This is a genomic window from Dyella sp. AtDHG13 (assembly GCF_003201105.1).
Lineage (GTDB): Bacteria > Pseudomonadota > Gammaproteobacteria > Xanthomonadales > Rhodanobacteraceae > Dyella > Dyella jiangningensis_B.
On record NZ_QICJ01000005.1, the window covers coordinates 16,298 to 40,061 of the forward strand.

The window sequence follows — 23,764 nt, forward strand, 5'->3', positions numbered from 1 at the left end:
ATGGCGCGCTCGTCCGCGCCGGGCTAGTACGACCAGCTGAGGGTGAAACCGGTGGTGGGGTTGTCGGTCTGGAAACCATGCGGCTTGCTGATGGGCGCACCGACAAAGGCATCCCACGCGAAGCCGCGCCAGCCGCCACGCAGGCCAAGCACCGCGCCCGCGAGCGTCTTGCCCAGTTCCCATTGCGTGGGCGGGCCGCTGACGTGGCCGACATCCGCGCCGAGATAGAGCTCCTGGCCGCCGCCGACGCTCCAACCCAGGTCGTTGCGCAGCAGCCAGCCGCGGTCGCCGGTCAGCGACAGCTCGCCGTCGAAGCCGCGCACGGTGTAGCGGCCGCCAATGGCGAAGCGATCCTGTGGCACCAGCGGCGCCTGGCTCCATTGCGCACGCCAGCTGCCGATGTAGCGCAAGCGTTGTCCGCCAAGCTGGAACGGCACGGTGAGCGTGGCGTCCGCAGTGATCAGCTGGGTGCGCGAAGTGCCATCGCCAAAGGCTTCCTCCGGCGCGTGCAGCGCGTTGAAGGCGCCCGTGCCGCGGCGATACGCGGCATTCGCGTCCAGCGTGGCCGCGCCGATGAACTGCTTGTAGGTGAAGCCAGCTTCCCACCCGCCCTGCCGACGACGCTGCACCAGCACCTCGGTATCGTCGACGAAGTTGTTGGAGTCGCGCTCCCATGCACGCACGTACGCTCCCCATTTGAGCGTGGCGTTGCGATAGAGCAGACGGCTGAGTCGCACGTCGGCGTTGTGGCTGGTGCCACTGTAGACGTAGTTCTGCTGATAGCCGGCAACCGTCTGGTGATAGCTGTAGCTGCTGGCCGTGGCGCCCAGCTGCCAATAGCCATAGGGCACGTCGTAGTGCACGGTGTAGCTGCGCGTGCCCTTGCGGTCGCCGTCCAGCACGGCCTGTCCCAGGTTGGCGTAGAACAGGTCGTTCCACGTCAGCAGATTGTCCAGCGACAGCGTGGCGCCCCCCTGCAGTTTTCCCGTGGCGTCGCTTCCCGAGTCGTCGAGCGACAGCGCGAGCCGCATCGGCGAGGTTTGTTTCCACTCGATCACTAGATCGCTTTCGCCAGCTTGCGCGTCACCGTCGGCGGGCGCGATCTTGATGTCCGCATCGGCGGTGGGCACGCGCTTGAAGTTTTCCAGCGCCTGCTCGATGTCGCGCAGGTTGAGCAGATCGCCAGGGCGCGACGGCAACGCATCGCGCCACGACGTGGCGCCCGCATCCACGCCCGGCGCAAACCGGATCGCGCGAATGCGGCCCGGCACCACGGTGAGCGTGAGCACGCCGCTGTGCAGATCCTGCGGCTTGGCGAGCACGCGCGTGGTGACATAGCCGCGCGCGACGATGGCGTTCTGGATGCGCTTCATCACCACATTGATGCCCTGCGTGCCCAAGCACCGGCCGGTGGCGGGATCGTGCGGCGCATCCGCCGCCTTCAACGCCCACTGGAACCGCGACGCGTCATCGCCGTCCAGCTGAATCTGGTGGATGGCGAAGCACGGCGTTTCGTCGGCGGGGAGGCGATCCTCGGCGGCCTTTTCGGGCGCAGGCAGGCGCACGTCGGGGCGCCGCGCCTGTTGTTCGCGCAACGCGCGCTCGCGTTCCTGCTGGCGCAGGATCTCCTGCGTCGCGGTATCGGCGACCTGCGCCATGGCGGATGCCATCGGCAGACACAGACCCGCGAGCGTCAGCCATGAGCGCCATGCGGGCGCCTTCTTCTGTCCTTGAAGCACGACCCTTCCTTATCACTGCAGATACAGGCGGGACGCGAGCACATCGCAACCCGTCCAGACCATGCAGGAGGCACACGCCGATGCACGCGGCCCGTGCGGCGGGTCGCGTGATTTCGCGCCAGCAGGCGCATCGGCCATCCGATGCTTGGGCCTGGTGGCGGCGAAATGACTATGGCGCGCAAGTCCCCCTGTATGGGACAAAGCTGAAAAGCCACATCGGCTTTTCGGCAGCGGTCGAAAAAACTTTAGGTATCTTCTTACGAAACACGGCCTGCCGGAAGTGCACACGGACAGGTGCTGATCGGCGGCGTCAATGCCTTGGAAAAAGCCGGACAAGAAAAAGGCCTGCGAGGCAAAAAACCATCGCAAGCCTTTGATTTTTCTGGTGCCGGAAACAGGAGTCGAACCTGCGACCTACGCATTACGAATGCGCCGCTCTACCAACTGAGCTATTCCGGCGATGAACCGCCAATTCTACGGAGCGGAGCGAAACCGCGCAAGACGTTGCCGCTCAGAGGCTGGCCGAAACGCCGCCGGCCAGGCGCAGTTCCTTGGGCAGGGCGAAGGTGATGGTTTCCGGCTCGCCGTCGAGCTCGCGCACCGCGCCGGCGCCCCACGACTGCAGGCGCGCGATGACGTCGCGCACCAGTTTCTCCGGCGCGGAGGCGCCGGCGGTGAGGCCGATGCGGGTCACGCCGTCGAGCCAGCTGCGCTCGATGTGCTCGGCGCCGTCGATGAGGTAGGAACGCACGCCTTCCTTCTCCGCCAACTCGCGCAGGCGATTGGAGTTGGAGCTGTTGACCGAGCCGACCACCAGCATCAGGTCCACCGCGCTGGCGAGGCGGCGCACGGCGTCCTGGCGGTTCTGCGTGGCGTAGCAGATGTCATCCTTGCGCGGGCCTTCGATGTCGGTGAAGGTGCTGCGCAGCGCATCAATGATCGCCTTGGTGTCGTCCACCGACAGCGTGGTCTGCGTGACGTAGGACAGCTCGTGCGGAAACTTCGGCTTCAACTCGGCCACGTCTTCCACCGACTCGACCAGCAGGATCTCGCCCTTGTTGGCGGGGTTCCACTGGCCCATGGTGCCTTCCACTTCCGGATGCCCGGCATGGCCGATCAGCACCACGCTGCGGCCGGTGCGGCCCAGGCGCGCCACTTCCATGTGCACCTTGGTCACCAGCGGACAGGTGGCGTCGAACACCTTGAGGCCACGCTGCTCGGCTTCCTCGCGCACGGCCTTGGAGACGCCGTGGGCGCTGAAGATCACGGTGGCGCCGTCGGGCACTTCGTGCAGTTCTTCCACGAACACCGCGCCGTCGTTGCGCAGCTTGTCGACCACGTAGCGGTTGTGCACCACTTCGTGGCGCACGTAGATGGGCGCGCCATAGGATTCGAGCGCGCGCTCGACGATGGCGATGGCGCGATCCACGCCGGCGCAGAAGCCACGGGGATTGGCGAGCAGAATGTCCACGGAAGCTCCGGATCTATCGGGTCGACTGACAGGTCCGGATTATCGCACGGCCGGTGCAGCCGTACGTGATGGCGCGTTCAGGCCTTGGATTTGCCCTGAAACAGGCCGAAAACCACCAGTGCCACGGCGCCCACGGTGATCCCACAGTCGGCGAGATTGAACACCGGGTAGTTCCATTCACGGAAATAGACGTGGATGAAGTCAGTGACCTGCGAGGCATGCAGGCGATCGATCAGGTTGCCCAGCGCGCCGCCGATGATCAGGCTGACGGGCAATGCGGTTTTCCAGTCGCCGCGCGCCGTGCGCGACAGCCAAGACACCAGCACGCCGCTGATCACCACCGCCAGCGCCACGAAGAACCAACGCTGCCAGCCCGTGCTGCCGGCGAGGAAGCTGAAAGCCGCGCCCGTGTTGAAGGCCAGCGTCCAGTTGAGGAAACCCGGAATCACCGGATGCGGCGTGCCCGCGGGCGCCAGCGCGGTGAGCGCCCACCACTTGCTCAGCTGGTCGAGCACGATGACGACGGCGGAGAGCAGGAGCCAGTTGAGGGCGTTGGGTTTGGGTTTCATGGAGTCATCAATCTGCGAGCGTTACTCCCTCTCCCCTTCGGGGAGAGGGTTGGGGTGAGGGGCCAATCTTGCGGAGTGTTTCGGATAGAGCGACTGCGTTCTTTTGAAGCCCTATCGCTAGCACCCACCCTTCCCCTCCCCTTTTTCGGGACTCACCTCGGTCCTCCCCCCGGAGGGGAGAGGAAGAAGTGCGGTGCTTCAGAACCAGCGACGGTCCTCGCCCGGGCCATCCACATTGCTGATGCAGCGGTCGCACAGCTCCGGATGGTTCGCGTGCGTGCCGACGTCGTCGCGGCGGTGCCAGCAGCGCACGCACTTGGCGGCGTCGCTGACGGTGGCCGAGACCCACACGTCCGCGCCTTCCAGCTCCGTCAGCACCGCATCCGCCGGCTGGCCGCCGGCCAGATCCAGGCGAACGTCGGAGGTGATGAAGAAGAAGCGCAGTTCCGATGCCGTGGGCTGATAGCGCGCGACGATGGCCGGGTCCGCATGGATCGCCAGCTTCGCCTCCAGCGACGCGCCGATCTGCTCGCCCTTGCGCATGCCTTCGAGCACGCGCGAGGCGGTGTCGCGGATCGCCAGCAGGTCGGACCAGTAGCGGCGCTGTTCCGGCGAACCCTGGGTGGAGGCCAGGCCGTCGTACCAGGTTTCGAACAGCACGCTTTCGCTGCGCTCGCCCGGCATGTGCTGCCAGATTTCTTCCGCGGTGAAGCTGAGCACCGGCGCCAGCCAGCGCACCAGCGCCTCGGCGATGCGGTACATCGCGCTCTGCGCGCTGCGGCGACCGTGGCTTTCGGTCGGCATCGTGTAGAGGCGGTCCTTGGTGATGTCCAGATACAGCGCGCCCAGCTCGTTGGTGCAGTAGTTCTGCACGCGCTGCACGATTTCCGGGAAGTCGTAGCGATCGTACGCCGCCATCACCGCCTGCTGCGTGTCGTAGGCCTGCTGTACGGCCCACTGGTCGAGCAGCAGGCTCTCCTCCACCGGCACCAGGTGCCTGGCGGGGTCGAAGCCATCCAGGTTGCCGAGCAGGAAGCGCGCGGTGTTGCGGATGCGGCGGTAGGTGTCCGACACGCGCTTGAGGATCTCGTCCGACAGCGACATCTCGTTGCGGTAGTCGGTCGAGCAGATCCACAGGCGCAGGATGTCCGCGCCCAGGTTCTTCATGATGTCCTGCGGCTCAATGCCGTTGCCCAGCGACTTGGACATCTTGCGGCCCTGCGCATCCACGGTGAAGCCGTGGGTGAGCACGTCGTTGTACGGCGCCTTGGCGAACATGGCCGACGAAGTGAGCAGGGACGACTGGAACCAGCCGCGATGCTGGTCCGAGCCCTCCAGGTACATCACCTTGTAGCTGGACGCCTTGCCCTGCTGCAGCTCGGGACGCTGGCCCACCACGGCGAAGTGGCTGACGCCGGAGTCGAACCACACGTCGAGCACGTCCAGGACTTTTTCATAGTCCTTGGCCTGGTCGCCCAGCAACTCGGCCGCGTCGAGCGCGTACCACGCGTCAATGCCACCCTGCTCCACGCGCTTGGCCACCTGCTCCAGCAGCGCGACGGAATCGGGATGCGGCTCCTGCGTGCCCTTGTGGATGAACAGCGCGATCGGCACGCCCCAGGTGCGCTGGCGCGAGATGCACCAGTCGGGACGATCGCCCACCATGCCGGCGATGCGTTCCTCGCCCCACGACGGCACCCAGCGCACCTGCTTGATTGCGTCGAGCGCGGTCTGGCGCAGGCCTTCCTTCTCCATGGAGATGAACCACTGCGGCGTGGTGCGGAAGATCACCGGCGTCTTGTGGCGCCAGCAATGCGGATAGCTGTGTTCGATCTTGGCGAAGGCCAGCAGCACGCCGCGGCGGCGCAGCAGCTCGACGATCTCGTCGTTGGCCTTCCACAGGTGCTTGCCCGCGATGACGGTGCCGTCGAGCGCGGCCGGCGTATCAGCGCGGTAGGTGCCGCGCGCCTCGGTGTAGTTGAGGGTCTCGATGCCGTACTTGCGCGAGACGACGAAGTCTTCCACGCCGTGGTCGGGCGAAGTGTGCACGGCGCCGGTGCCGTCTTCGGCGGACACGTGGTCGCCGATCAGCACAGGCACTTCGCGCGCGTAGAACGGATGCTTGAGCAGCACGCCTTCCAGCGCCTGGCCGGCCACGTGGCCGAGCACCGTGGGCTCGCCGTCGATGCCGTAACGGTGCGCCACCTTCTCCACGAGCGCACTGGCGACCACCAGCAGCACGCGATGGCCGTCGCGCGCCGGGCCTTCGATCAGCGCGTATTCGAGCTCACCACCCAGCGACACGGCCAGGCTTTCCGGCAGCGTCCACGGCGTGGTGGTCCAGATCGGGATAGCGACGATGGCATCGCCCGCGTCCACGCCGAACTTCTGCGCGAGCGCCTTGGCATCGACGGCGTCATAGGCGACATCGACGGCCGGCGAGACCTTGTCGGCGTATTCGATCTCGGCTTCGGCCAGCGCGGAGCCGCAGTCGAAGCACCAGTACACGGGCTTGGCGCCGCGCACGACGTGGCCGTTGCCGACGATCTTCGCCAGCGCGCGCACCATGTCGGCTTCGTACTTGAAATCCATCGTGCGATACGGGTTTTCCCAGTCGCCCAGCACGCCCAGGCGCTTGAAGTCCGTGCGCTGCAGGTCGATCTGCTGCTGCGCGTACTCGCGGCACTTCTGGCGGAAGGCGGCGGCGTCGAGCTTGTCGCCCACGCGGCCGAACTTCTTTTCCACCGCCACTTCGATCGGCAGGCCGTGGCAATCCCAGCCCGGCACGTAGGGCGCGCGGAAACCGGCCAGCAGACGCGACTTCACCACCACGTCCTTGAGCACCTTGTTCACCGCATGGCCCAGGTGAATCGCACCGTTGGCGTACGGCGGGCCGTCGTGCAGCACGAACACCTTGTCGCGGTTGGCCGCGCGTTCCTGGATCTGCGCATAGCGGTTCACCTGCTGCCAGTCGGCCAGCCACTTGGGCTCGCGCTTGGGCAGGTCGCCACGCATCGGGAATTCCGTCTGCGGCAGGTTGATGGTGTTCTTGTAATCCTGGGTCATTGCCTGGGGACGCTCTGAGGGTTTACTGGATGTCCAGAACGCGTGTTCCCACACGTTCTGGACGCCCGGTTCGGCGCCTGTCCGAACCGGGCTCCGTAGAGCAAGCGTGGGTCACGCTTGCTCTACGAGCAGGCCATCCCTGGCCTGCCCTGGCAAGCTGCTTGCCGGGGTTGCACCGGGATGACGCGGCGAAAGCGCCAACGTTACCGGATTTGAGCCGGTTACGCCTCGCTGAGACGCGGATTCATGCCCAGCAGCTCGCGGGCCTGACGCGCGTCTTTGGCCATCTGGACGGTCAACGCGTCCAGGTTGTCGAATTTCTGCTCATCGCGGAGCTTGGCCACGAACTCCACCGCCATGCGCTGGCCGTAGAGATCGCCCTCGAAATCGAACAGGTGGACCTCCAGCAGCGGCTCCGGCACCTCGTTCACCGTGGGCCGCACGCCCAGGCTCGCCACGCCCGGCCAGTTGCACTCGCTTTCGCCCAGGCCCACGCGCACTGCGAAAATGCCGTGGACCGGGCTGGTGCGGTCGCGCAGGTGGATGTTGGCCGTGGGGTAGCCGAGCTGGCGACCCAACTGCTTGCCGTATTCCACCTTGCCATCGATCACGAACGGCCGGCCCAGCAAGGGCGCCGCCCCCGCGAATTCACCCGCCGCCAGCAGCATGCGCACCCGCGTGGCCGAGACGCGCGCGCCGTCCAGCAGAACCGACGGCATGGTGCGGGCAGTAAAGCCGAGTTCCGGCCCGACCCGCTCCAGCATCGCCACGTCGCCGCTGCGCTTGTGGCCGAAGCGGAAATCCGCGCCGACCCAGACCTCGTGGGCACTCAAGCGATCCACCAGCACGCGACGCACGAAATCGTCCGCCGACATGGAAGTAAGGGCGCGATTGAAGCGCAGCAAGAGCACCTGCTCCATGCCCGCGGCGTCGAACCCGCGCAGCTTCTCGCGGACGCTGGAAAGCCGTGGCACCGGCTCGGGCGAAAAGAAGGCGCGCGGCAGCGGCTCGAAGCTGACCACGATCGGCGTGAGGCCAAGCTCGGCGGCGCGCTCGCGCACCTGCGCAAGCAGGGCCTGGTGACCACGATGCAGGCCATCGAACGCGCCGACGGCCACCACGCTGCCGCCGGGCGCCAGAGTGGAACCGGCGACATCCCTGGAAAGTCTCATCATCGGGCGAGTATAGCCTTTAGGCCACCGGTTCCGGTCACTCACGCCCCGCCCGTTCCCTCACCGTCATCCCGGCGAAAGCGGGGATGACGAGCAATAAGCCCAAGGCGAGTTTCGACCTCAAACGCCCCGCAATTCCCGCAACCGGAACCCCGCCGCGAACAGCGTCACCGCATAGGCGCCACCACCCGCCGCCACCAGCACGGCCAGGCGCCACACGCGCGTCCATTTGTCCGCATCGGTCCAATCCGGCCACAGGTGCATGCCGGCCAGCAGCACGGCCACCATCACCGCGCACGACAACACCAGGCGCAGCATGTGACGCGCCCAGCCCGGCTGGCGCTGGTACACGCCGGCACGGCGCAGCCAGTGCCACAGCAGGCCGAGGTTGATGTAGCTGGCGATCGCGCTGGCCATGCCCAGCGCCATATGCAGGCCCGGCACGGCGGCGATGCCGTCCAGCCAGGGCAGCTGGCGCTGCTCAGGCGTGGCCCACAGCACGTAAAGCAGGGCCACGAAGAGCACGTTCATCACCATGTTCGCCACCAGCGACGCCACGCCGGCGCGCACTGGCGTCCGGGTGTCCTGGCGCGAATAGAACGCCGGCAGCGCCACCTTCACCAGGGCGAACGCCGGCAGGCCAAAGCTCAGCGCGGTGATCGACAGCGTAGCCATGTGCGTGTCGAACGGGGTGAACTGGCCATGCTGGAACAAGGTGGCCACCAGCGGCCGCGCGAGCAGCATCAGCGCGAACATGGCCGGCACGGCGATCAGCAGCGTGGTGCGCAGGCCCCAGTCCAGCGCCTTGGAGAAACCTTCCCTGTCGGTGGTCACGTGATGACGGGACAGCGACGGCAGGATCACCGTACCCAGCGCGACGCCAAACAGGCCCAGCGGAAGCTCGAGGAAGCGATCCGCCTGCGACAGCCAGCTCTGCGAGCCCGTCATCAGGTAGGCCGCGATCACCGTATCCAGCAGCAGGTTGATCTGCGCGATGGAGGAGCCGAACAGCGTCGGCACCATCAAGGTCAGGATGCGCCGCACGTCCGGGTGGCTCCAGCCCCAGCGCGGCAGCGTGAGCAGGTCCAGGCCTCGCAGCGACGGCAGCTGGAACAGCAGTTGCAGCAGGCCCGCCAGCAGGATCGCCCAGCCCATCGCCATGATCGGCGGATGCACGAACCTGGACAGCCACAGCGCGCCGCCGATCATGCACAGGTTGAGGATCACCGGTGTGAGCGCCGGCAGCGCGAACTTGTGGAAACTGTTGAGCGCGCCACCGCACAGCGCGGTCAGCGACACGAACAACAGGAACGGAAAGGTCAGGCGCAACAGCTGTGCGGTGAGCGCGAACTTCTCCGGCGTATCCGCCGCGCCCTGCGAGAACAGCGCCGCCACCTGCGGCGCGAAGATCACGCCCAGCGCGGTAATGACCAGCAGCACGCCGCCCAATGTGCCCGACACGCGGGACATCAGCTGCTTGAGGTCCTCGTGGGGGCGCTTCTCCTTCACCTCGGTGAAGACCGGCACGAAGGCCGTGGAGAACGAGCCTTCCGCGAACAACCGGCGCATGAAGTTGGGGATGCGGAACGCCACCCAGAACGCGTCGGTGGCCGCGTTGGCGCCGAACGTGGCATTGATCGACATGTCCCGGACCAGACCGAGTACGCGCGAAATCATGGTCATGCTGCTGAAGGACAGCAGCCCACGGAACATGCTGGGAGACTTCATGCCTCTTGTCGTGCCTTTGTCGGGTGAGACGCGCCAGACCCCGCTGCCCGGGCGCCGAAAGGCGCGTAGTGTGACAGCCCGGCATGGCAAGATGACAGCGTGGACGTGGCATAATCAGGCCCTTCGGTTCACCTTTGGCCGCCCCTGGGGCGGCCCGGCGCCCCTCAGGACACCTTGACAACGCTAAGCTGTTGACGCTGCGGCCCATTGCCCGCATAATTGCCAGTCTTTTTCCAACCCAGCAATTCATTTCGGAGTTCTACCTTGGCCAACATCAAGTCCGCGAAGAAGCGCGCGCGCCAGTCCGAGCAGCGCCGCCTGCGCAACGTCAGCGCCCGTTCCATGGTGCGCACCGCCCTCAAGAAGGTCGTCAAGGCCATCGAGGCCAAGGACAAGGCAGCCGCCGTCGAGGCCTTTGCCGCCGCGCAGCCGGTCATGGACCGCTACGCCTCGCGTGGCCTGATCCACAAGAACAAGGCTGCTCGCCACAAGAGCCGCCTCAACGCGAAGATCCGCGAGCTGGCGTAAGCCAGCTCCGCGTACTGAATCTCGGGTTGGCGAGAAAGCCGGCGAAAGCCGGCTTTTTTGTGCCCTGGGAAACCCTCTTCCCACGAGGGAGAGGAAGAAACGAAAAAGCGGCCATCCGGCCGCTTTTTCGTTTCGAGGCAGCAAGGCGCCACGCTTATTCGGCGTGACCCTCTCCCCTCAATCGCACGTCGCCGGGCAGCATATCCACCCGTTCCTCGTGCGCCATCTGCTGCTCCGACAGGAACTGCCACACCTTCTGGCACACCGGCATGGTGTTCTCGCGGGCGATGGCCGACACCAGGAACCACGGCCCCTTCCACTCCAGCCGCTTGACGATGTCCTCGGCCACTGCCTGGCGCTCGTCCTCCGGCAGCACGTCGGCCTTGTTCATCACCAGCCAGCGGGGGCGCTCCAGCAGTTCGGGATCGAACTTCTGCAGCTCCTGCTCGATGGCGTGCACCTGCTCCACCGGATCCGAACCGTCGATGGGGGCGATGTCCACCACGTGCAGCAGCAGGCGCGTGCGCGACACGTGGCGCAGGAACTGGATGCCCAGGCCGGCGCCATCGGCCGCGCCCTCGATCAGGCCGGGGATGTCGGCGATGACGAAGCTCTGGTCCGTGCCAAGGCTGACCACGCCCAGGTTGGGATGCAGCGTGGTGAACGGGTAGTCGGCGACACGCGGGGTGGCGGCGGACACGGCGCGGATGAAGGTCGACTTGCCTGCGTTGGGGAAGCCCAGCAGGCCAACATCCGCCAGCAGCTTCAGCTCCATCTTCAGCTCACGCACCTCGCCCGGCGTGCCCGGGGTGGACTTGCGCGGCGCACGGTTCACCGAGCTCTTGAAGTGGATATTGCCCAGGCCACCCTTGCCGCCCTGCGCCACCAGCAGGCGCTGGCCGTGCTGGGTGAGGTCGCCGATGATTTCGTCGGTGTCGACGTTGGTGACCACGGTGCCGACCGGCACGCGGATGAAGGTGTCTTCGCCGCCCTTGCCGTACATCTGGCTGCCCATGCCGTTCTGGCCGCGCTCGGCCTTGAACGAGCGCTGGTGGCGGAAGTCGATCAGCGTGTTGAGGCCTTCGTCGGCCACCAGCCACACCGACCCGCCGCTGCCGCCGTCACCGCCGTCGGGACCGCCGAAAGGAATGAATTTTTCGCGACGGAAGCTGATGCATCCGTTGCCGCCGTCACCGGCATGGACCTTGATGATGGCTTCGTCGACGAATTTCATGGTTTTTTTTAGGGAATGGAGAATAGGGAATGGAGAATAGTAAAAACGGGATACGGGGACCGTGAGGACAGCAGGCGGTCTGGCTCGACCTCCCCGTTTCCCATTCCCTATTCCTGCTTTCAAAAAACAAAAGCCCCGCCGAAGCGGGGCCTTCGCTGCAACGCCGGAAAGGCTTAGGCCTTGACGACGCTGACGAACTTGCGGCCTTCGGCGCCGCGCGCCTTGAACTCGACGGTGCCGTCGACCAGGGCGAACAGCGTGTGGTCACGGCCCACGCCCACGCCGGTGCCGGCATGGAACTTGGTGCCGCGCTGACGCACGATGATGTTGCCGGCCTCGATGGCCTGGCCACCGTAGACCTTCACGCCTAGGTACTTGGGGTTCGAGTCGCGACCGTTGCGGGACGAACCTACGCCTTTTTTATGTGCCATGACTATCTACTCCGGCTGATCAGGCGTTGATGCCCGTGATCTCGACTTCGGTGAAATGCTGACGATGTCCCTGCTGCTTCTTGTGGTGCTTGCGGCGGCGGAACTTGATGATGCGGACCTTGTCGGCACGGCCGTGCTTGCGCACGGTGGCGCTGACGGTGGCGCCGGCCACGGTCGGGGCACCGACGGTGATCGACTCACCGGCGCCGACCAGCAGAACCTGGTCGAAGGTGAAGGCGGCGCCTTCTTCGGCGTTGAGCAGCTCCACGCGCAGGACGTCGCCCTGCTGAACGCGGTACTGCTTGCCGCCGGTCTTGATGACTGCGTAACTCATGGGAATATCCCTTCTGTCGTTATTCTCTTGGGCTCGCCGGGCCGAAATGGACACCGGCGAACTCGGGAGTATAGCGGGCCGGAAGGGCGCTGGTCAATTACTGACCACCCTGCCCGCCGGTCGTTGTGGCCGGCTTGGTGTCCTTCTTGGCGGGCGCCGCCTTGGTGTTGGTCTTGGCCGGCGCCTTGGCCGAACTCTTGGCCGGCGCGGCCTTCTTCGCTGCGGGCTTGGCGGGAGTGGACGCCTTCTTCGCCGGCGCCTTGGTGTGCGAAGTCGCGTGCGACGTGGCATGCGTCGAGTGCGTCACCGGCTTGGCCTCTTCCTCGTCGGAACCGGCTTCCGCCCCTGCCGCGACCGCCGCCCCGCCCGCCACGGCGGCGGCCGGCGCAGGCGACGCGGCCACCTTGGCCGGGCAACGGCCGGAGCTGTCCAGGGTGCCCATGTGCTTGAGCTCGTTGATCATCTGGTCGCTGCGCTCGTGGCTCCACTGCTGGCCGGCCTCGTTCGCCTCCGCCATGGTGGTGGGCATCTCGTTGATGACCTTCTGGCCCAGCGGGGAGCGGTAGAACTTCAGCAGGCCGTTCATCTCGTCGGAGCTGAAATGGCGCTGCCACACGGGCACCAGGCGGCCGATGTACAGCTGGGTCTGGCTTTCGTTCATGTAGTTCTGCCAGAAGTCCGCCGGGACGCAGGGCATCGACTGCTGCAGCGTGTTCACCGCCTGGGTGTTCATCTGCAGCAGCATCTTGCCAAGACCGACCACTTCCATCAGCTGGCGAACCTGATCCTCGGTCGCCGGCGCCGATGACGCCATCGCCTGCCCCGTGCCCATTGCAAGCACAAGGGCGGCACCCCATCTGGTCAACTTGCCCATCCGCACTCTCTGTCCGTGGCCTCGGCCGGAAACCGGCCAAAGAATCCATTAAGCCATACTCGGGCGGATCTTCTCTTAAGAGTTTGTTGGATGGCGCCAGACGGCAATAACCGTACTGGCAAGTTTGATATAGTACAGTTTCCCTCTTCACCCTTCCGACCATTCCGGGCGACATGGACACCATCCGCATACGCGGTGCGCGCACGCACAACCTCAAGAACATCGACCTCGACCTGCCCCGCGACAAGCTGATCGTGATTACCGGCCTGTCCGGCTCGGGCAAGTCATCGCTGGCGTTCGACACCATCTATGCCGAGGGCCAGCGCCGCTACGTGGAGTCGCTGTCGGCATATGCCCGCCAGTTCCTCTCGATGATGGAGAAGCCCGACGTCGACCACATCGAGGGTCTGTCGCCGGCCATTTCCATCGAGCAGAAATCGACCTCGCACAACCCGCGCTCGACCGTGGGCACGATCACCGAGGTCTACGACTACCTGCGCCTGCTGTACGCCCGCGTGGGCACGCCGCGCTGCCCGGACCACGGCATTCCGCTGGAAGCGCAGACGGTAAGCCAGATGGTGGACAGCACGCTGGCGATGGACGCGGAGAAGCGCTACATGCTGCTGGCGCCGGTGATCCGCGAGCGCAAGGGCGAGCACGTGCAGGTGTTCGACCAGCTGCGCGCACAGGGCTTCGTGCGTGCGCGCGTCGACGGCACCGTGTACGACCTGGATGCCGTGCCGCCGCTGACGCTGCGCCAGAAGCACACCATCGAAGTGGTGATCGACCGCTTCCGTCCGCGCGACGACATCAAGCAGCGTCTGGCCGAGTCGTTCGAAACCGCGCTGCGCCTGGGCGACGGCCTGGCCATCGTGGTGGACATGGATGATGCGAAGGCGCCGGAGCAGCTGCTGTCCTCGCGCTACTCCTGCCCGGTCTGCGACTACTCGCTGCCGGAGCTGGAACCGCGCCTGTTCTCGTTCAACTCGCCCATCGGCGCCTGCCCCACCTGCGACGGCCTGGGCGTGACGCAGGTGTTCGATGCGGCTCGCGTGGTGTCGCATCCGGAGTTGTCGCTGGCCGGCGGTGCCATCCGCGGTTGGGATCGCCGCAACGCGCACTATTTCCAGCTGCTGTTGTCGCTCGCCGCGCACTACAAGTTCGACGTGGACACGCCGTGGCGCAAGCTGCCGGCGGACGTCCAGAAGGCCGTACTGCATGGCAGCGGCAAGGAACTCATCGCGTTCAAGTACATCACCGAACGCGGCGGCCGCGTGACGCGCGAGCATGCGTTCGAAGGCATCCTGCCGAACATGGAGCGCCGCTACAAGGAAACCGAATCGCCCGCGGTGCGCGAGGAACTGTCCAAGTACATCAGCGACCAGGCCTGCCGCGAATGCGAAGGCCAGCGCCTGAACCGCTCGGCGCGCAACGTGTTCGTGGCCGACCACGCCCTGCCCTCGCTCACCTCGCGCTCCATCGACGATGCGCTGGCCTTCTTCGAGAAGCTCACCCTCACCGGCTGGCGCGGCGAGATCGCGGTGAAGATCGTCAAGGAAATCCGCGAGCGCCTCACCTTCCTCAACGACGTGGGCTTGAATTACCTCACGCTGGATCGCCAGGCCGATTCGCTGTCCGGCGGCGAGGCGCAGCGCATTCGCCTGGCCTCGCAGATCGGCGCGGGCCTGGTGGGCGTGATGTACGTGCTCGACGAACCCTCCATCGGCCTGCACCAGCGCGACAACGAGCGCCTGCTGGGCACGCTGACGCGCCTGCGCGACTTGGGCAACACGGTGATCGTGGTCGAGCACGACGAGGACGCCATCCGCATGGCGGACCACGTGCTCGACATCGGCCCCGGCGCCGGCGTGCACGGCGGCGAAGTGGTGGCCGAAGGTTCGCTCAAGGACATCCTGTCGTCGCCACGCTCGGTCACCGGCCAGTTCCTGTCCGGCAAGCGCGGCATCAAGGTGCCGGAGGAGCGCCGTCAGCAGCTCGATCCCGATTCCTGGCTGCACCTGAAGGGCGCCAGCGGCAACAACCTGAAGAACGTGGACCTTGCCATTCCCGCCGGCCTGTTCACCTGCGTGACGGGCGTGTCCGGCTCGGGCAAGTCGACGCTGGTCAACGACACGCTGTTCCGCCTGGCCGCCGCCGAACTCAACGGATCCAGCGAGAAGCCGGCGCCGTACAAGTCCGTCGAAGGCCTGGAGCTGTTCGACAAGGTGGTGGACATCGACCAGTCGCCGATTGGCCGCACGCCGCGCTCGAACCCGGCCACCTACACCGGCCTGTTCACGCCGTTGCGCGAACTGTTCGCCCAGGTGCCGGAAGCGCGCGCCCGCGGCTACACGCCGGGACGTTTCAGCTTCAACGTGCGCGGCGGTCGCTGCGAAGCCTGCGAAGGCGACGGCATGATCAAGGTGGAAATGCACTTCCTGCCGGATGTGTACGTGCCTTGCGACGTCTGCCACGGCAAGCGCTACAACCGCGAAACGCTGGAAGTGCATTACAAGGGCCACACGATTGCCGACGTGCTCGACATGACGGTGGAAGACGCGCTGAAGCTGTTCGAGAACGTGCCGACCATCGCGCGCAAGCTCGAAACGCTGCGCGCCGTGGGCCTGGACTACATCAAGCTCGGCCAGAGCGCGACCACGCTCTCCGGTGGCGAAGCGCAGCGCGTGAAGCTGTCCAAGGAACTGTCCAAGCGCGACACCGGCCGCACGCTGTACATCCTGGACGAGCCGACCACCGGCCTGCACTTCCACGACATCGAGCAGTTGCTCGACGTGCTGCACCAGTTGGTGGAACAGGGCAACACCGTGGTGGTGATCGAGCATAATCTCGATGTGATCAAGACCGCCGACTGGCTGGTCGATCTCGGCCCGGAAGGCGGCGCCGGCGGTGGTCGCATCCTGGTGACCGGCACGCCGGAGCAGGTGGCTGCCACGCCCGGTTCGCATACCGGACACTTCCTTGCCCCGCATCTGGACATGAAGCCCGCCAAGCAGGCCAGGGCCAAGGTCGAGAACAACGGCAAGAGCAAACCTGCATTACGGAAGAAGACTGCATGAGTTCCACCGAAAGCGTGCCGGAGAAGCGCACACGCTCCCGCAAGGCCCCGGGGCAGGAAGCTGCCCCCGCCATGACGGACGCACAGGCACTGGAGGCGACGGCGAACGGCCCGCTGTTCGTCGCCGCCATCGGCGTGCGCTGGCGCGACCTGGACGCGTTCAATCACGTCAACAACTCCAACTACCTGACCTACCTGGAAGAGGCGCGTCTGCAGTGGCTGCAGCACGTGCCGGGCTGGTTCGACGAGCACTCGATGCCCGTGCTGGCCGCGAGCGAGTTGAACTATCGCCGCCCGATCGAGTGGCCCGCGCAGTTGAACGTGGAGCTGTTCTGCGAGCGGCTGGGCAACAGCTCGGTGACCATCGCCCATCGCATCGTCAATGCGCACGACGGCGCGCTCTACAGCGACGGCAAGGTGGTGATGGTGTGGATGGATCCGGCCAGCGGCAAGCCGGTGCCGCTGCCGCAGTCGATCCGCGACGCGGCCGAAGCGGACGCTTGAACGACCCAGCCGGCATTCGGGGTTAATCCCACCGGCACCACGGATGCCGCAGCTTCATGCGGTATCCGTACTATCAGCGGCGACCACCCGAAAGGAGTTCGACCGTGATCCCGCTTCCCCTTCGCACCCTTGCTTTCGCCATGGCCGCCGGCACCAGCGCAGGCGCCATCGCCGCCCCCTCATCGACCACGCTCACGCTGTACCGCAGTGACGACGCCGCGCTCTACAGCGGCGGCGACAGCGGCAGCGTACACGCCGGCTACGCCGTGGCGCGCGAGCCGCGGCAGGTCGAGCTGAAGGCCGGCACGCAGGACATCAGCCTCGGCGGCCTGCCGCAATACCTCGACCCGGAAGCCATGGCGCTGGGTTTTGACGGCGACGCCGCCCAGGTGATCTCCCAGCGGCTGCTGCTCAGCCAGGGACAGGACGCCGCGCTGGGCAGCCTGATCGGGCAGCAGGTGGTAGTGCTTGCCACCAGTGGGCAACCGCTTGCCACCGGCACCTTGCTCCGCGCGGGCGACGGCTTGCTGGTGCAGGACGGCAACGGCTCGACCAGCCTGATCCGCGACTATGCATCCGTGACGGCGCGCGGCAGCTTCCAGACCGGTTCCAGCCTGCAACTGCGCGTTGACGCCAGGCGCGCCGGCAAGGCGCAGGCCACGCTGAGCTACACCACGGCGGGACTTGGCTGGCGTGCCGCCTACGTGGGCACGCTCGCGCCGGGCGACGGCTGCAAGATGCAGTTCGAATCCCGCGCCAGCATCGCCAACCGCAGCGGCCGTGACTGGAGCGACGTGCGCCTGACCCTGATCGCCGGCGAGCCGCAGATCGCCAAGGCCACGGGCGGTCCGCGTCCCATGGCGTTCGCCATGAAGGCCCAGGTGGCCGCCGACCGGGCCATGCCCGAGCAGTCGACCCTGGCCGACTATCGCAGCTACACGCTGCCCGGCGCGGTCGACCTGCCCGACGGCAGCGTGAGCCAGGTGCCGCTGTACGCCACGCGCACCATCGAGTGCGAACGCACCTCGCTCTACGAGAACGGCGGCGGCTGGATACCGCCGCAGCCGATGATCGCCCAGGACTTCGTGCCCGGCGGCGACAGCACTGGCATCGTCAGCACGCTGCAGTTCCGTGCCTTCGACAGTCTGCCCGCCGGCTATCTGCGCGTACTCACCGCGGATCGCAACGGCACGCCGCAGTTCATCGGCGAAGGCCGCATCAACGACACGCCCAAGGGCAGCGATGCGCGCATCACGCTCGGTCAGGCCTTCGACCTGCGCGGCAACCGCGAGCGCACGGCGTTCCACGTCGACAAGAACGGCCGCACGATGGACGAAGCCTTCCGCATCACGCTGACCAACGCCGGCGACACCCCGCGCACCGTCACCGTGCGCGAGCATCCCCAGCGCTGGCGCCAGTGGACGCTGGAATCGTCCAGCAGCAAGCCGAGCGCGCAGACCACCGACACGCTGGAGTTCAAGGTGACCGTGCCCGCCAACGGCAAGGCGACGCTCGACTATGCCGTGCGCTATCAGTGGACGGCGGACGAGAATCCGCAGGGTTGAAAGCAGGAGTGAGTGAAGAGTGGTGAGAAGTGAGAGAGAGCGAGGCAGCGAAGCCTTGCCTCTCTCGTTTCTCACTCCTCTCACCTCACTTCTTGCCTTTCACGCTCTTTGCTACTCTCGTTGCTCACTCCTCTCAACTCACTCCTGGCCTTCCGCCATGCTCAATCTGATCACGCACGACGCTATCACCGAAATCAACATGACGCGTCCGCCGGTGAACGCGCTCAATGTGGATCTGCTGCGTGCGATCCGCGATGCGGTCGATAGCGCGGTGGCCGGCGGTGCACGCGGTCTGGTGCTGTCGGGCACGCCCGGTATGTTCTCGGCCGGCGTCGACGTGCCCTCGCTGCTCGGACGCGACCACGATGGCGTGCGCGATTTCTGGCGCGAGTTTTTCCAGACCTGCTCCAGGCTCGCCATGTCGCCGGTGCCCGTGGTGGCGGCCATCACCGGGCACAGTCCGGCGGGCGGCGCCGTGCTGTCGCTGTTCTGCGACTACCGCGTGATGGCGGAAGGCCCGTTCCGTATCGGCCTCAACGAAGTGCAGGTAGGGCTGGTGGTGCCGGAGAGCATCCAGATGGCGCTGCGCCGCATCGTCGGCGGCTATCGCGCCGAACGCCTGATGGTGGCGGGCGCCATGGTCGAATCGGCCGAGGCCCTGGCCATCGGCCTGGTGGACGAACTCACCAACGTCGACCAGGTGGTGACCCGCGCGGTGGCCTGGATGCAGGGCATGCTGGCCCTGCCCTCCAATGCCATGCTGCGTACGCGTGGCATTGCGCGCGCGGATCTCACCGCCGTCTGGGCGCATCCGGAAAAGTTGCCGATCGACGAATTCGTCGATGCGTATTTCCACCCTGAAACGCAGGCGGTGCTCGAAAAGCTCGTCGCGCGCCTGAAGAAGAAAGACTGATGCCTTCTCCGTCGGAGCGCACCACTGCGCTCCGACGGGCGACGCTTTTCAGCCTGGCTCGGCGCCCTTGGCCACCGGCCGGCTCGCATCACTCACCCAGCCGCTCCACGACGGCGCATACAGCCGCGAGCCCGTCAGTCCGGCATGCTCCATCGCCAGCAGGTTATGGCAGGCAGTCACGCCCGAACCGCACATGTGCACCACGTCCTGCGGCGCGTGCGTGCCCAGCAGGGCTTCGAATTCCTTGCGCAGTTCATCGGGACGTTTGAAACGTCCATCCTCGCGAAGGTTTTCCGAGAACGGCCGACTGAACGCGCCCGGCACGTGGCCGCCCACCGGATCGATGGGTTCCACTTCGCCGCGATAACGCGGCGTGGCGCGCGCGTCGACAAGCAGGCGATTCGGATCGCTGCGCAACGCGGCGTGATCCACGATGTAGCGATCCGCATCGAAATGCAGCGACACCGGTCGCGGCGTGCGATGCACGTCGCCCGATTCCACCGGCTTGCCCGCTCTCACCCAGGCGGGATAGCCGCCATCGAGCACGGCCACGTCACGGATGCTGGCCAGCTTGAGCAGCCACCACAGGCGCGCAGCGGCGAGCGAACCGTTGGCGGCGTCGTAGCACACGATCTGCGTGCCATCGCGCCAGCCCCAGCGCGACAGGGTCTCGGAGAAGGCTTTTTCCAGCGGCAACGGGTGACGTCCCAAGCCTTCGCCCTTGCGCGAGAGGTCGGAAAGGTCGGTATCGAGACTGGCATAGACCGCACCGGGAATATGCCCTTCGCGGTAATCGCGCTCGCCCTTGCCGACGTCGCGTGCGCTGCTGCCGGGCGCCATCAGGTCGTAGCGGCAATCGACGATCAATACGTCGTCCGGCGCGAGCGCGGCCAGTTCGTCGACGTCGATCAATGTGGTCTTGAGCGTCATGTGCGTCCCATCCTCTGCAGGAGGTTGAACACCATGGCGGCCGTGGCACCCCATATGCGATGGCCGCCGTGGACGAACTCCACCATGTCGCGGCGATGGCCGCGGAAATCCATGGTGTATCGCTTCAGATTGCTCGGTTCGAGGAAGAACGACAACGGCACCTCGAACACTTCCGCCACTTCCGCCGGCGCGGGATACAGCCGCGCATCAGGATCGATGCGCGCCACCACCGGCGTGATGGTGTAGCCGCTGACGGTTTCGAAGCGGTCCAGGAAACCCAGCGGCGTGACCAGCCGGCGCTCCAGGCCGATCTCTTCCTCGCTTTCGCGCAGCGCGGTGGCGATGGCATCGGCGTCGTCGGGATCGGTGCGTCCGCCGGGAAAGGCGACCTGCCCGGCGTGATCCTGCAAGTGATCGGTGCGCACGGTCAGCACCAGGCGCGGCTGCACGCCTTCGCGCACGCCCACCAGCACGGCTGCGGGACGACGCGGCTTGTTGCCGATCAGCTCGACCATGTCCTGGTGGTTCCAACCCAGCCCGCTCGGCGGCGCCGACAACGGCAGCACGGCCTGGCTGAGGTCGGTGAGCCACTCGCCCATCACGGCTGCTTTCGCGCGGGAAGCACCTCGCGCATGTAGCGCAGCCGTTCCGGCTCGGGCATGCCGCGCCAGCGGGCGATTTCATCGCCGGTGCGCAGGCAGCCTTCGCAGTAGCCACGTGCGTCCAGGCGGCAGATGCCGATGCAGGGACTGAGTGGATTGCTGGAAGAAACAGGAGAGCTGTCAGCCGCCGTCATGCCGCGAGGAAACACCGATGGAATGCGGCACGGAGCGTGCCAGGGAATCCTGGCATGCTATCACGGACCTCGCGGCGGCGGCCCTGCGGTTGCGCGCAGAAGCGCGCAAGCGCGGGGCGTCAGGGCTTGATTTCGAGCAGCTCGATCTCGAAGACCAGCGCCTCGTTGGGACCGATGCGCGGCGGGTCGCCCTTCACGCCGTAGGCCAGGCTGGGCGGCACGGTGACTTTCCACAAGTCGCCCACGTGCATGCGCTGGATCACTTCCTGCCAGCCCGGGATCACCTTGTTGTTGACCACGAAGCTCACCGGCGAACCATGCGCCCACGAGCTGTCGAATTCGGTGCCGTCGATCAACATGGCGCGGAAATTCACGGTCACCACCGAACCTTCCGGCACCGGCTTGGTGCCCGTGCCCTTCTTGACCACCTCGTACTGGATGCCGGAGGGAAGCTGGATGACGCCCGGCTTCGCCTTGTTGCGCTCCATGTAGTCGGCGCTCTTGCGCGCGTTGTTCTCCGCCGCCAGCTTGAACTGCGCCAGCGCCTGGGCGTGCATCTGCTCGTCGAGCTCGCGCAGCTGGTCGTGCATGTCGCGCATGGGCACGCTGGGGCGCTTTCTCGCGTAAGCGTCCTGGATGGCGCGCAACAGGGTGGGAATGTCCACGTCCGGATCGCCGTTGGCGAACTGGCTGCCGATCTGGTAGCCGATAGCATAGGACAGTTTGTTCTTGTCGAGCTTGACCTGGGACGGGTTCTGCGGGGCCCCACTGTCCTGGGCGTGCGCCACGACACCCCAGAGCAGGATGCCCAGCGCGAGCCAACGCAGTTGTGCCATGCCTTCCTCCATTGCAGCCGCAACCTGCCCATCCTAAGCCGTCCGGGCGAATCATGCAGCGGAACCGGACCGTCCGGCGTCCCTGCTAAGAACATGCGAAGCGGCAAAGGTTCCCGCTGCTACCATGAGCCCTTTTCCCGCCGGAGTGGAATCATGGCCTATCGCAACCTGGAAATCGCCAACCGCGGCGCGGTGCGCACCATCACCGTCAATCGCCCGGACAAGCTCAACGCGCTCAACCGCGAGACGCTCAACGAGCTGACGCTGGCGTTCACCCAGGCCGCCCAGGACGATGACGTGCGCGTGGTGGTGCTTGCCGGCGCCGGCGAGAAAGCCTTCGTGGCCGGCGCGGACATCGCGGAGATGAACGGTTACACTCCGGTCCAGGCGCAGGGCTTCTCGCGTGCCGGCCAGCGCCTGATGAGCCTGGTGGAACGCCTGGGCAAGCCGGTGATCGCCCGCATCCAGGGCTTTGCCCTGGGCGGCGGCATGGAACTGGCGATGTGCTGCCATCTGCGCGTGGCCAGCGAGAAAGCCAAGTTCGGTCAGCCCGAAATCAACCTCGGCCTGATCCCGGGCTTCGGCGGCACGCAGCGCCTGCTGCGGCTGGCCGGTCGCGGCGCAGCGTTGGAGTTGTGCCTGCTCGGCGGGCCGATCAGCGCCCAGCGCGCCTACGAGCTAGGCGTGGTCACCCGCGTGGTGGCGCCCGAAGCACTGGACGAAACGGTGAACGCCATGGCCGACCAGTTGGCCGCGTCCGCGCCGCTGGCTGCCGCCGGCATCCTCGACGCCATCCTGCAGGGCGGCGAAACCGCCATCGACCAGGGCCTGGAGTTTGAAACGCAGGCGTTCGCGCTGGCCTTCTCCACCGAGGACATGCGCGAAGGCACCACGGCGTTCCTGGAAAAACGCAAGGCGGCGTTCAAAGGCCGATGAAAGAGCGGGAGTGAGTGAAGAGGAACGAGAAGTGAGAGAGCGACACTGTGGCGACTCTCACTTCTCACTCCTCTTCACTCATTTCTCGCTTTTAATGCCCGCCGCGATATTTTTTCTCGCCGGCCGTCACCGCGAGATCCATGCGGTTTTCCGGCGGCGCCAGTGGGCACGTGGCATACGGCGTGAACGCGCACGGCGGGTTGTAGGCGCGATTGAAATCCAGCACGACCTTGCCGTCCTTCGGCAGGTCCGCGTACATGAAGCGCGCCGCGCCATAGGTTTCCTTGCCCGAAGTGCGGTCGGCGATCACGAAGAACAGCGAATCGGGTTCTTCCTGGATGGGCATCAGCTCGTAGGTGTGCCCGTCGCGATGGAACACCGCCTTGCCCGGCACCTTTTCCTTGTTGATCGTGCCCAGCACCGAACCGATCTCCAGCTCATGCGGCGGGTTGAACGGCACCCAGTCGGCGACGATGCGCCACGAGGGATCGGCGGGGTAATAGTCCAGCCCCAGGAAGTGCATGCGCGTTTCGGCCTTGCTGTCCTTCACGCGCAGCGCCTTGCGGCCATCGCGCTCGATGACAAGGAAGCTCGCCGAGCCGAATGCCACGACGGACGGGTTGCCTGCACCGGCATGGGCGTCATCGACCAGCGTCGCTTCGGCGACGGGCTGACCATCGACGGTGGCGCCGCTGTGCTTGTCCAGCACGATATGCAGGCTGCCGTCCTTTGCCAGCGTCACCACGCCCAGATGCGCGGGACCGGCCTTGAGCACGATGTCATTGTCAGGCGCGCTGCCCACGCGATTGGCGCCTTCCTTCAGCCATTCCAGGCCGATCAGGCTCAGCCAGCCGTTCGGCGCGGTGAGGTTGGCCAGGCGCTTGTCGCGCCAATGGGTGTTCTGCTGGGAGAAATCGGTCGACGCGGCGGCGTCGCTGGTCTGGGCTTGCACGGTGGCAACTCCAAAGATCAAGGCCAAGGCGAGGACGGCGGTACGCAACATGATGAGGTCCGTCGAAACGAGGTTCCGAGTATGGCCGTCCATTTGGCGACGTGGCAAGC

At 66.2% G+C, this 23,764-nt stretch carries 19 protein-coding genes, 1 tRNA gene and 1 pseudogene; 6 read left to right on the plus strand and 15 right to left on the minus strand.

Features of this window, described 5'->3' with window-relative positions; genetic code table 11:
* Window positions 1-23 precede the first annotated feature (23 nt).
* The 7 genes from BDW41_RS09900 to murJ form a co-directional block, all read right to left on the minus strand.
* Complete coding sequence (locus BDW41_RS09900; protein ID WP_083337768.1) at window positions 24-1,670, minus strand: ShlB/FhaC/HecB family hemolysin secretion/activation protein; 1,647 nt, start codon at window positions 1,668-1,670, stop codon at window positions 24-26.
* 452 nt (window positions 1,671-2,122) lie between these two features.
* Window positions 2,123-2,198: transfer RNA gene (locus tag BDW41_RS09905), tRNA-Thr, on the minus strand.
* A gap of 52 nt (window positions 2,199-2,250) precedes the next feature.
* Window positions 2,251-3,210, minus strand: coding sequence for a 4-hydroxy-3-methylbut-2-enyl diphosphate reductase (gene ispH / locus BDW41_RS09910; protein WP_074551582.1), 960 nt, complete (start codon window positions 3,208-3,210; stop codon window positions 2,251-2,253).
* Between the two features lie 77 nt (window positions 3,211-3,287).
* Window positions 3,288-3,779, minus strand: a complete 492-nt coding sequence (gene lspA / locus BDW41_RS09915; RefSeq protein ID WP_074551581.1) for a signal peptidase II — start codon at window positions 3,777-3,779, stop codon at window positions 3,288-3,290.
* Between the two features lie 198 nt (window positions 3,780-3,977).
* Entirely contained in the window at window positions 3,978-6,845 is a 2,868-nt protein-coding gene (ileS, locus tag BDW41_RS09920) for an isoleucine--tRNA ligase (protein WP_074551579.1), read from the minus strand.
* Between the two features lie 221 nt (window positions 6,846-7,066).
* A complete protein-coding gene (locus BDW41_RS09925) occupies window positions 7,067-8,020 on the minus strand; it encodes a bifunctional riboflavin kinase/FAD synthetase (protein ID WP_074551578.1) in 954 nt (317 codons plus the stop codon).
* Window positions 8,021-8,137: 117 nt separating this feature from the next.
* Complete coding sequence (murJ, locus tag BDW41_RS09930; RefSeq protein ID WP_199535322.1) at window positions 8,138-9,730, minus strand: murein biosynthesis integral membrane protein MurJ; 1,593 nt, start codon at window positions 9,728-9,730, stop codon at window positions 8,138-8,140.
* Between the two features lie 279 nt (window positions 9,731-10,009).
* Here murJ and rpsT point away from each other — a divergent pair, with 279 nt between their 5' ends.
* Window positions 10,010-10,273, plus strand: coding sequence for a 30S ribosomal protein S20 (gene rpsT / locus BDW41_RS09935; protein WP_074551575.1), 264 nt, complete (start codon window positions 10,010-10,012; stop codon window positions 10,271-10,273).
* Between the two features lie 154 nt (window positions 10,274-10,427).
* Here rpsT and cgtA read toward each other — a convergent pair whose 3' ends face one another.
* From cgtA to BDW41_RS23515, 4 genes are all read right to left on the minus strand, one after another.
* A complete protein-coding gene (gene cgtA, locus BDW41_RS09940; protein ID WP_074551573.1) occupies window positions 10,428-11,507 on the minus strand; it encodes an Obg family GTPase CgtA in 1,080 nt (359 codons plus the stop codon).
* Between the two features lie 173 nt (window positions 11,508-11,680).
* Window positions 11,681-11,938, minus strand: coding sequence for a 50S ribosomal protein L27 (rpmA, locus tag BDW41_RS09945; protein ID WP_074551570.1), 258 nt, complete (start codon window positions 11,936-11,938; stop codon window positions 11,681-11,683).
* 19 nt (window positions 11,939-11,957) lie between these two features.
* A complete protein-coding gene (gene rplU / locus BDW41_RS09950) occupies window positions 11,958-12,272 on the minus strand; it encodes a 50S ribosomal protein L21 (RefSeq protein WP_019465501.1) in 315 nt (104 codons plus the stop codon).
* 97 nt (window positions 12,273-12,369) lie between these two features.
* Entirely contained in the window at window positions 12,370-13,086 is a 717-nt protein-coding gene (locus BDW41_RS23515; RefSeq protein ID WP_074551568.1) for a DUF2059 domain-containing protein, read from the minus strand.
* Between the two features lie 233 nt (window positions 13,087-13,319).
* Here BDW41_RS23515 and uvrA point away from each other — a divergent pair, with 233 nt between their 5' ends.
* The 4 genes from uvrA to BDW41_RS09975 all read left to right on the plus strand — a co-directional run bounded on the left by uvrA (window position 13,320) and on the right by BDW41_RS09975 (window position 19,204).
* Window positions 13,320-16,223, plus strand: a complete 2,904-nt coding sequence (uvrA, locus tag BDW41_RS09960; protein WP_074551567.1) for an excinuclease ABC subunit UvrA — start codon at window positions 13,320-13,322, stop codon at window positions 16,221-16,223.
* A 71-nt stretch (window positions 16,224-16,294) separates the two neighbouring features.
* Complete coding sequence (locus BDW41_RS09965; RefSeq protein WP_074551616.1) at window positions 16,295-16,726, plus strand: thioesterase family protein; 432 nt, start codon at window positions 16,295-16,297, stop codon at window positions 16,724-16,726.
* Window positions 16,727-16,866: 140 nt separating this feature from the next.
* A complete protein-coding gene (locus BDW41_RS09970) occupies window positions 16,867-18,291 on the plus strand; it encodes a DUF4139 domain-containing protein (protein ID WP_083337767.1) in 1,425 nt (474 codons plus the stop codon).
* Between the two features lie 157 nt (window positions 18,292-18,448).
* Window positions 18,449-19,204, plus strand: a complete 756-nt coding sequence (locus BDW41_RS09975) for an enoyl-CoA hydratase/isomerase family protein (RefSeq protein WP_074551564.1) — start codon at window positions 18,449-18,451, stop codon at window positions 19,202-19,204.
* A 48-nt stretch (window positions 19,205-19,252) separates the two neighbouring features.
* Here the strand turns inward: BDW41_RS09975 and BDW41_RS09980 are convergent, their stop codons facing one another.
* The 3 genes and pseudogenes from BDW41_RS09980 to BDW41_RS09995 form a co-directional block, all read right to left on the minus strand.
* The gene (locus tag BDW41_RS09980; protein ID WP_074551562.1) at window positions 19,253-20,134 is read right to left on the minus strand and encodes a sulfurtransferase; all 882 of its coding nucleotides are present in this window, start codon (window positions 20,132-20,134) and stop codon (window positions 19,253-19,255) included.
* Window positions 20,131-20,930, minus strand: a pseudogene (locus BDW41_RS09985) (CoA pyrophosphatase). Before BDW41_RS09985 ends, BDW41_RS09980 begins: the two are co-directional and overlap by 4 nt.
* A 119-nt stretch (window positions 20,931-21,049) precedes the next feature.
* Entirely contained in the window at window positions 21,050-21,766 is a 717-nt protein-coding gene (locus BDW41_RS09995; protein WP_074551560.1) for an FKBP-type peptidyl-prolyl cis-trans isomerase, read from the minus strand.
* 153 nt (window positions 21,767-21,919) lie between these two features.
* Between BDW41_RS09995 and BDW41_RS10000 the strand changes: the two genes are divergently transcribed.
* Window positions 21,920-22,702, plus strand: a complete 783-nt coding sequence (locus tag BDW41_RS10000) for an enoyl-CoA hydratase-related protein (RefSeq protein ID WP_074551558.1) — start codon at window positions 21,920-21,922, stop codon at window positions 22,700-22,702.
* A 91-nt stretch (window positions 22,703-22,793) separates the two neighbouring features.
* Here the strand turns inward: BDW41_RS10000 and BDW41_RS10005 are convergent, their stop codons facing one another.
* Entirely contained in the window at window positions 22,794-23,705 is a 912-nt protein-coding gene (locus BDW41_RS10005) for a DUF1684 domain-containing protein (RefSeq protein WP_074551556.1), read from the minus strand.
* Between the last annotated feature and the right edge of the window lie 59 nt (window positions 23,706-23,764).

Excerpts from the sequence above, each read along its gene's own strand:
- BDW41_RS09900 (WP_083337768.1), bottom strand. The coding sequence starts at position 1,670 with ATGGCATCCGCCATGGCGCAGGTCGCCGATACCGCGACGCAGGAGATC.
- lspA (WP_074551581.1), bottom strand. The coding sequence starts at position 3,779 with ATGAAACCCAAACCCAACGCCCTCAACTGGCTCCTGCTCTCCGCCGTC.
- ileS (WP_074551579.1), bottom strand. The coding sequence starts at position 6,845 with ATGACCCAGGATTACAAGAACACCATCAACCTGCCGCAGACGGAATTC.
- BDW41_RS09925 (WP_074551578.1), bottom strand. The coding sequence starts at position 8,020 with ATGATGAGACTTTCCAGGGATGTCGCCGGTTCCACTCTGGCGCCCGGC.
- murJ (WP_199535322.1), bottom strand. The coding sequence starts at position 9,730 with ATGTTCCGTGGGCTGCTGTCCTTCAGCAGCATGACCATGATTTCGCGC.
- cgtA (WP_074551573.1), bottom strand. The coding sequence starts at position 11,507 with ATGAAATTCGTCGACGAAGCCATCATCAAGGTCCATGCCGGTGACGGC.
- rpmA (WP_074551570.1), bottom strand. The coding sequence starts at position 11,938 with ATGGCACATAAAAAAGGCGTAGGTTCGTCCCGCAACGGTCGCGACTCG.
- rplU (WP_019465501.1), bottom strand. The coding sequence starts at position 12,272 with ATGAGTTACGCAGTCATCAAGACCGGCGGCAAGCAGTACCGCGTTCAG.
- BDW41_RS23515 (WP_074551568.1), bottom strand. The coding sequence starts at position 13,086 with ATGGCGTCATCGGCGCCGGCGACCGAGGATCAGGTTCGCCAGCTGATG.
- uvrA (WP_074551567.1), top strand. The coding sequence starts at position 13,320 with ATGGACACCATCCGCATACGCGGTGCGCGCACGCACAACCTCAAGAAC.
- BDW41_RS09965 (WP_074551616.1), top strand. The coding sequence starts at position 16,295 with ATGACGGACGCACAGGCACTGGAGGCGACGGCGAACGGCCCGCTGTTC.
- BDW41_RS09970 (WP_083337767.1), top strand. The coding sequence starts at position 16,867 with ATGGCCGCCGGCACCAGCGCAGGCGCCATCGCCGCCCCCTCATCGACC.
- BDW41_RS09975 (WP_074551564.1), top strand. The coding sequence starts at position 18,449 with ATGCTCAATCTGATCACGCACGACGCTATCACCGAAATCAACATGACG.
- BDW41_RS09980 (WP_074551562.1), bottom strand. The coding sequence starts at position 20,134 with ATGACGCTCAAGACCACATTGATCGACGTCGACGAACTGGCCGCGCTC.
- BDW41_RS09995 (WP_074551560.1), bottom strand. The coding sequence starts at position 21,766 with ATGGCACAACTGCGTTGGCTCGCGCTGGGCATCCTGCTCTGGGGTGTC.
- BDW41_RS10000 (WP_074551558.1), top strand. The coding sequence starts at position 21,920 with ATGGCCTATCGCAACCTGGAAATCGCCAACCGCGGCGCGGTGCGCACC.
- BDW41_RS10005 (WP_074551556.1), bottom strand. The coding sequence starts at position 23,705 with ATGTTGCGTACCGCCGTCCTCGCCTTGGCCTTGATCTTTGGAGTTGCC.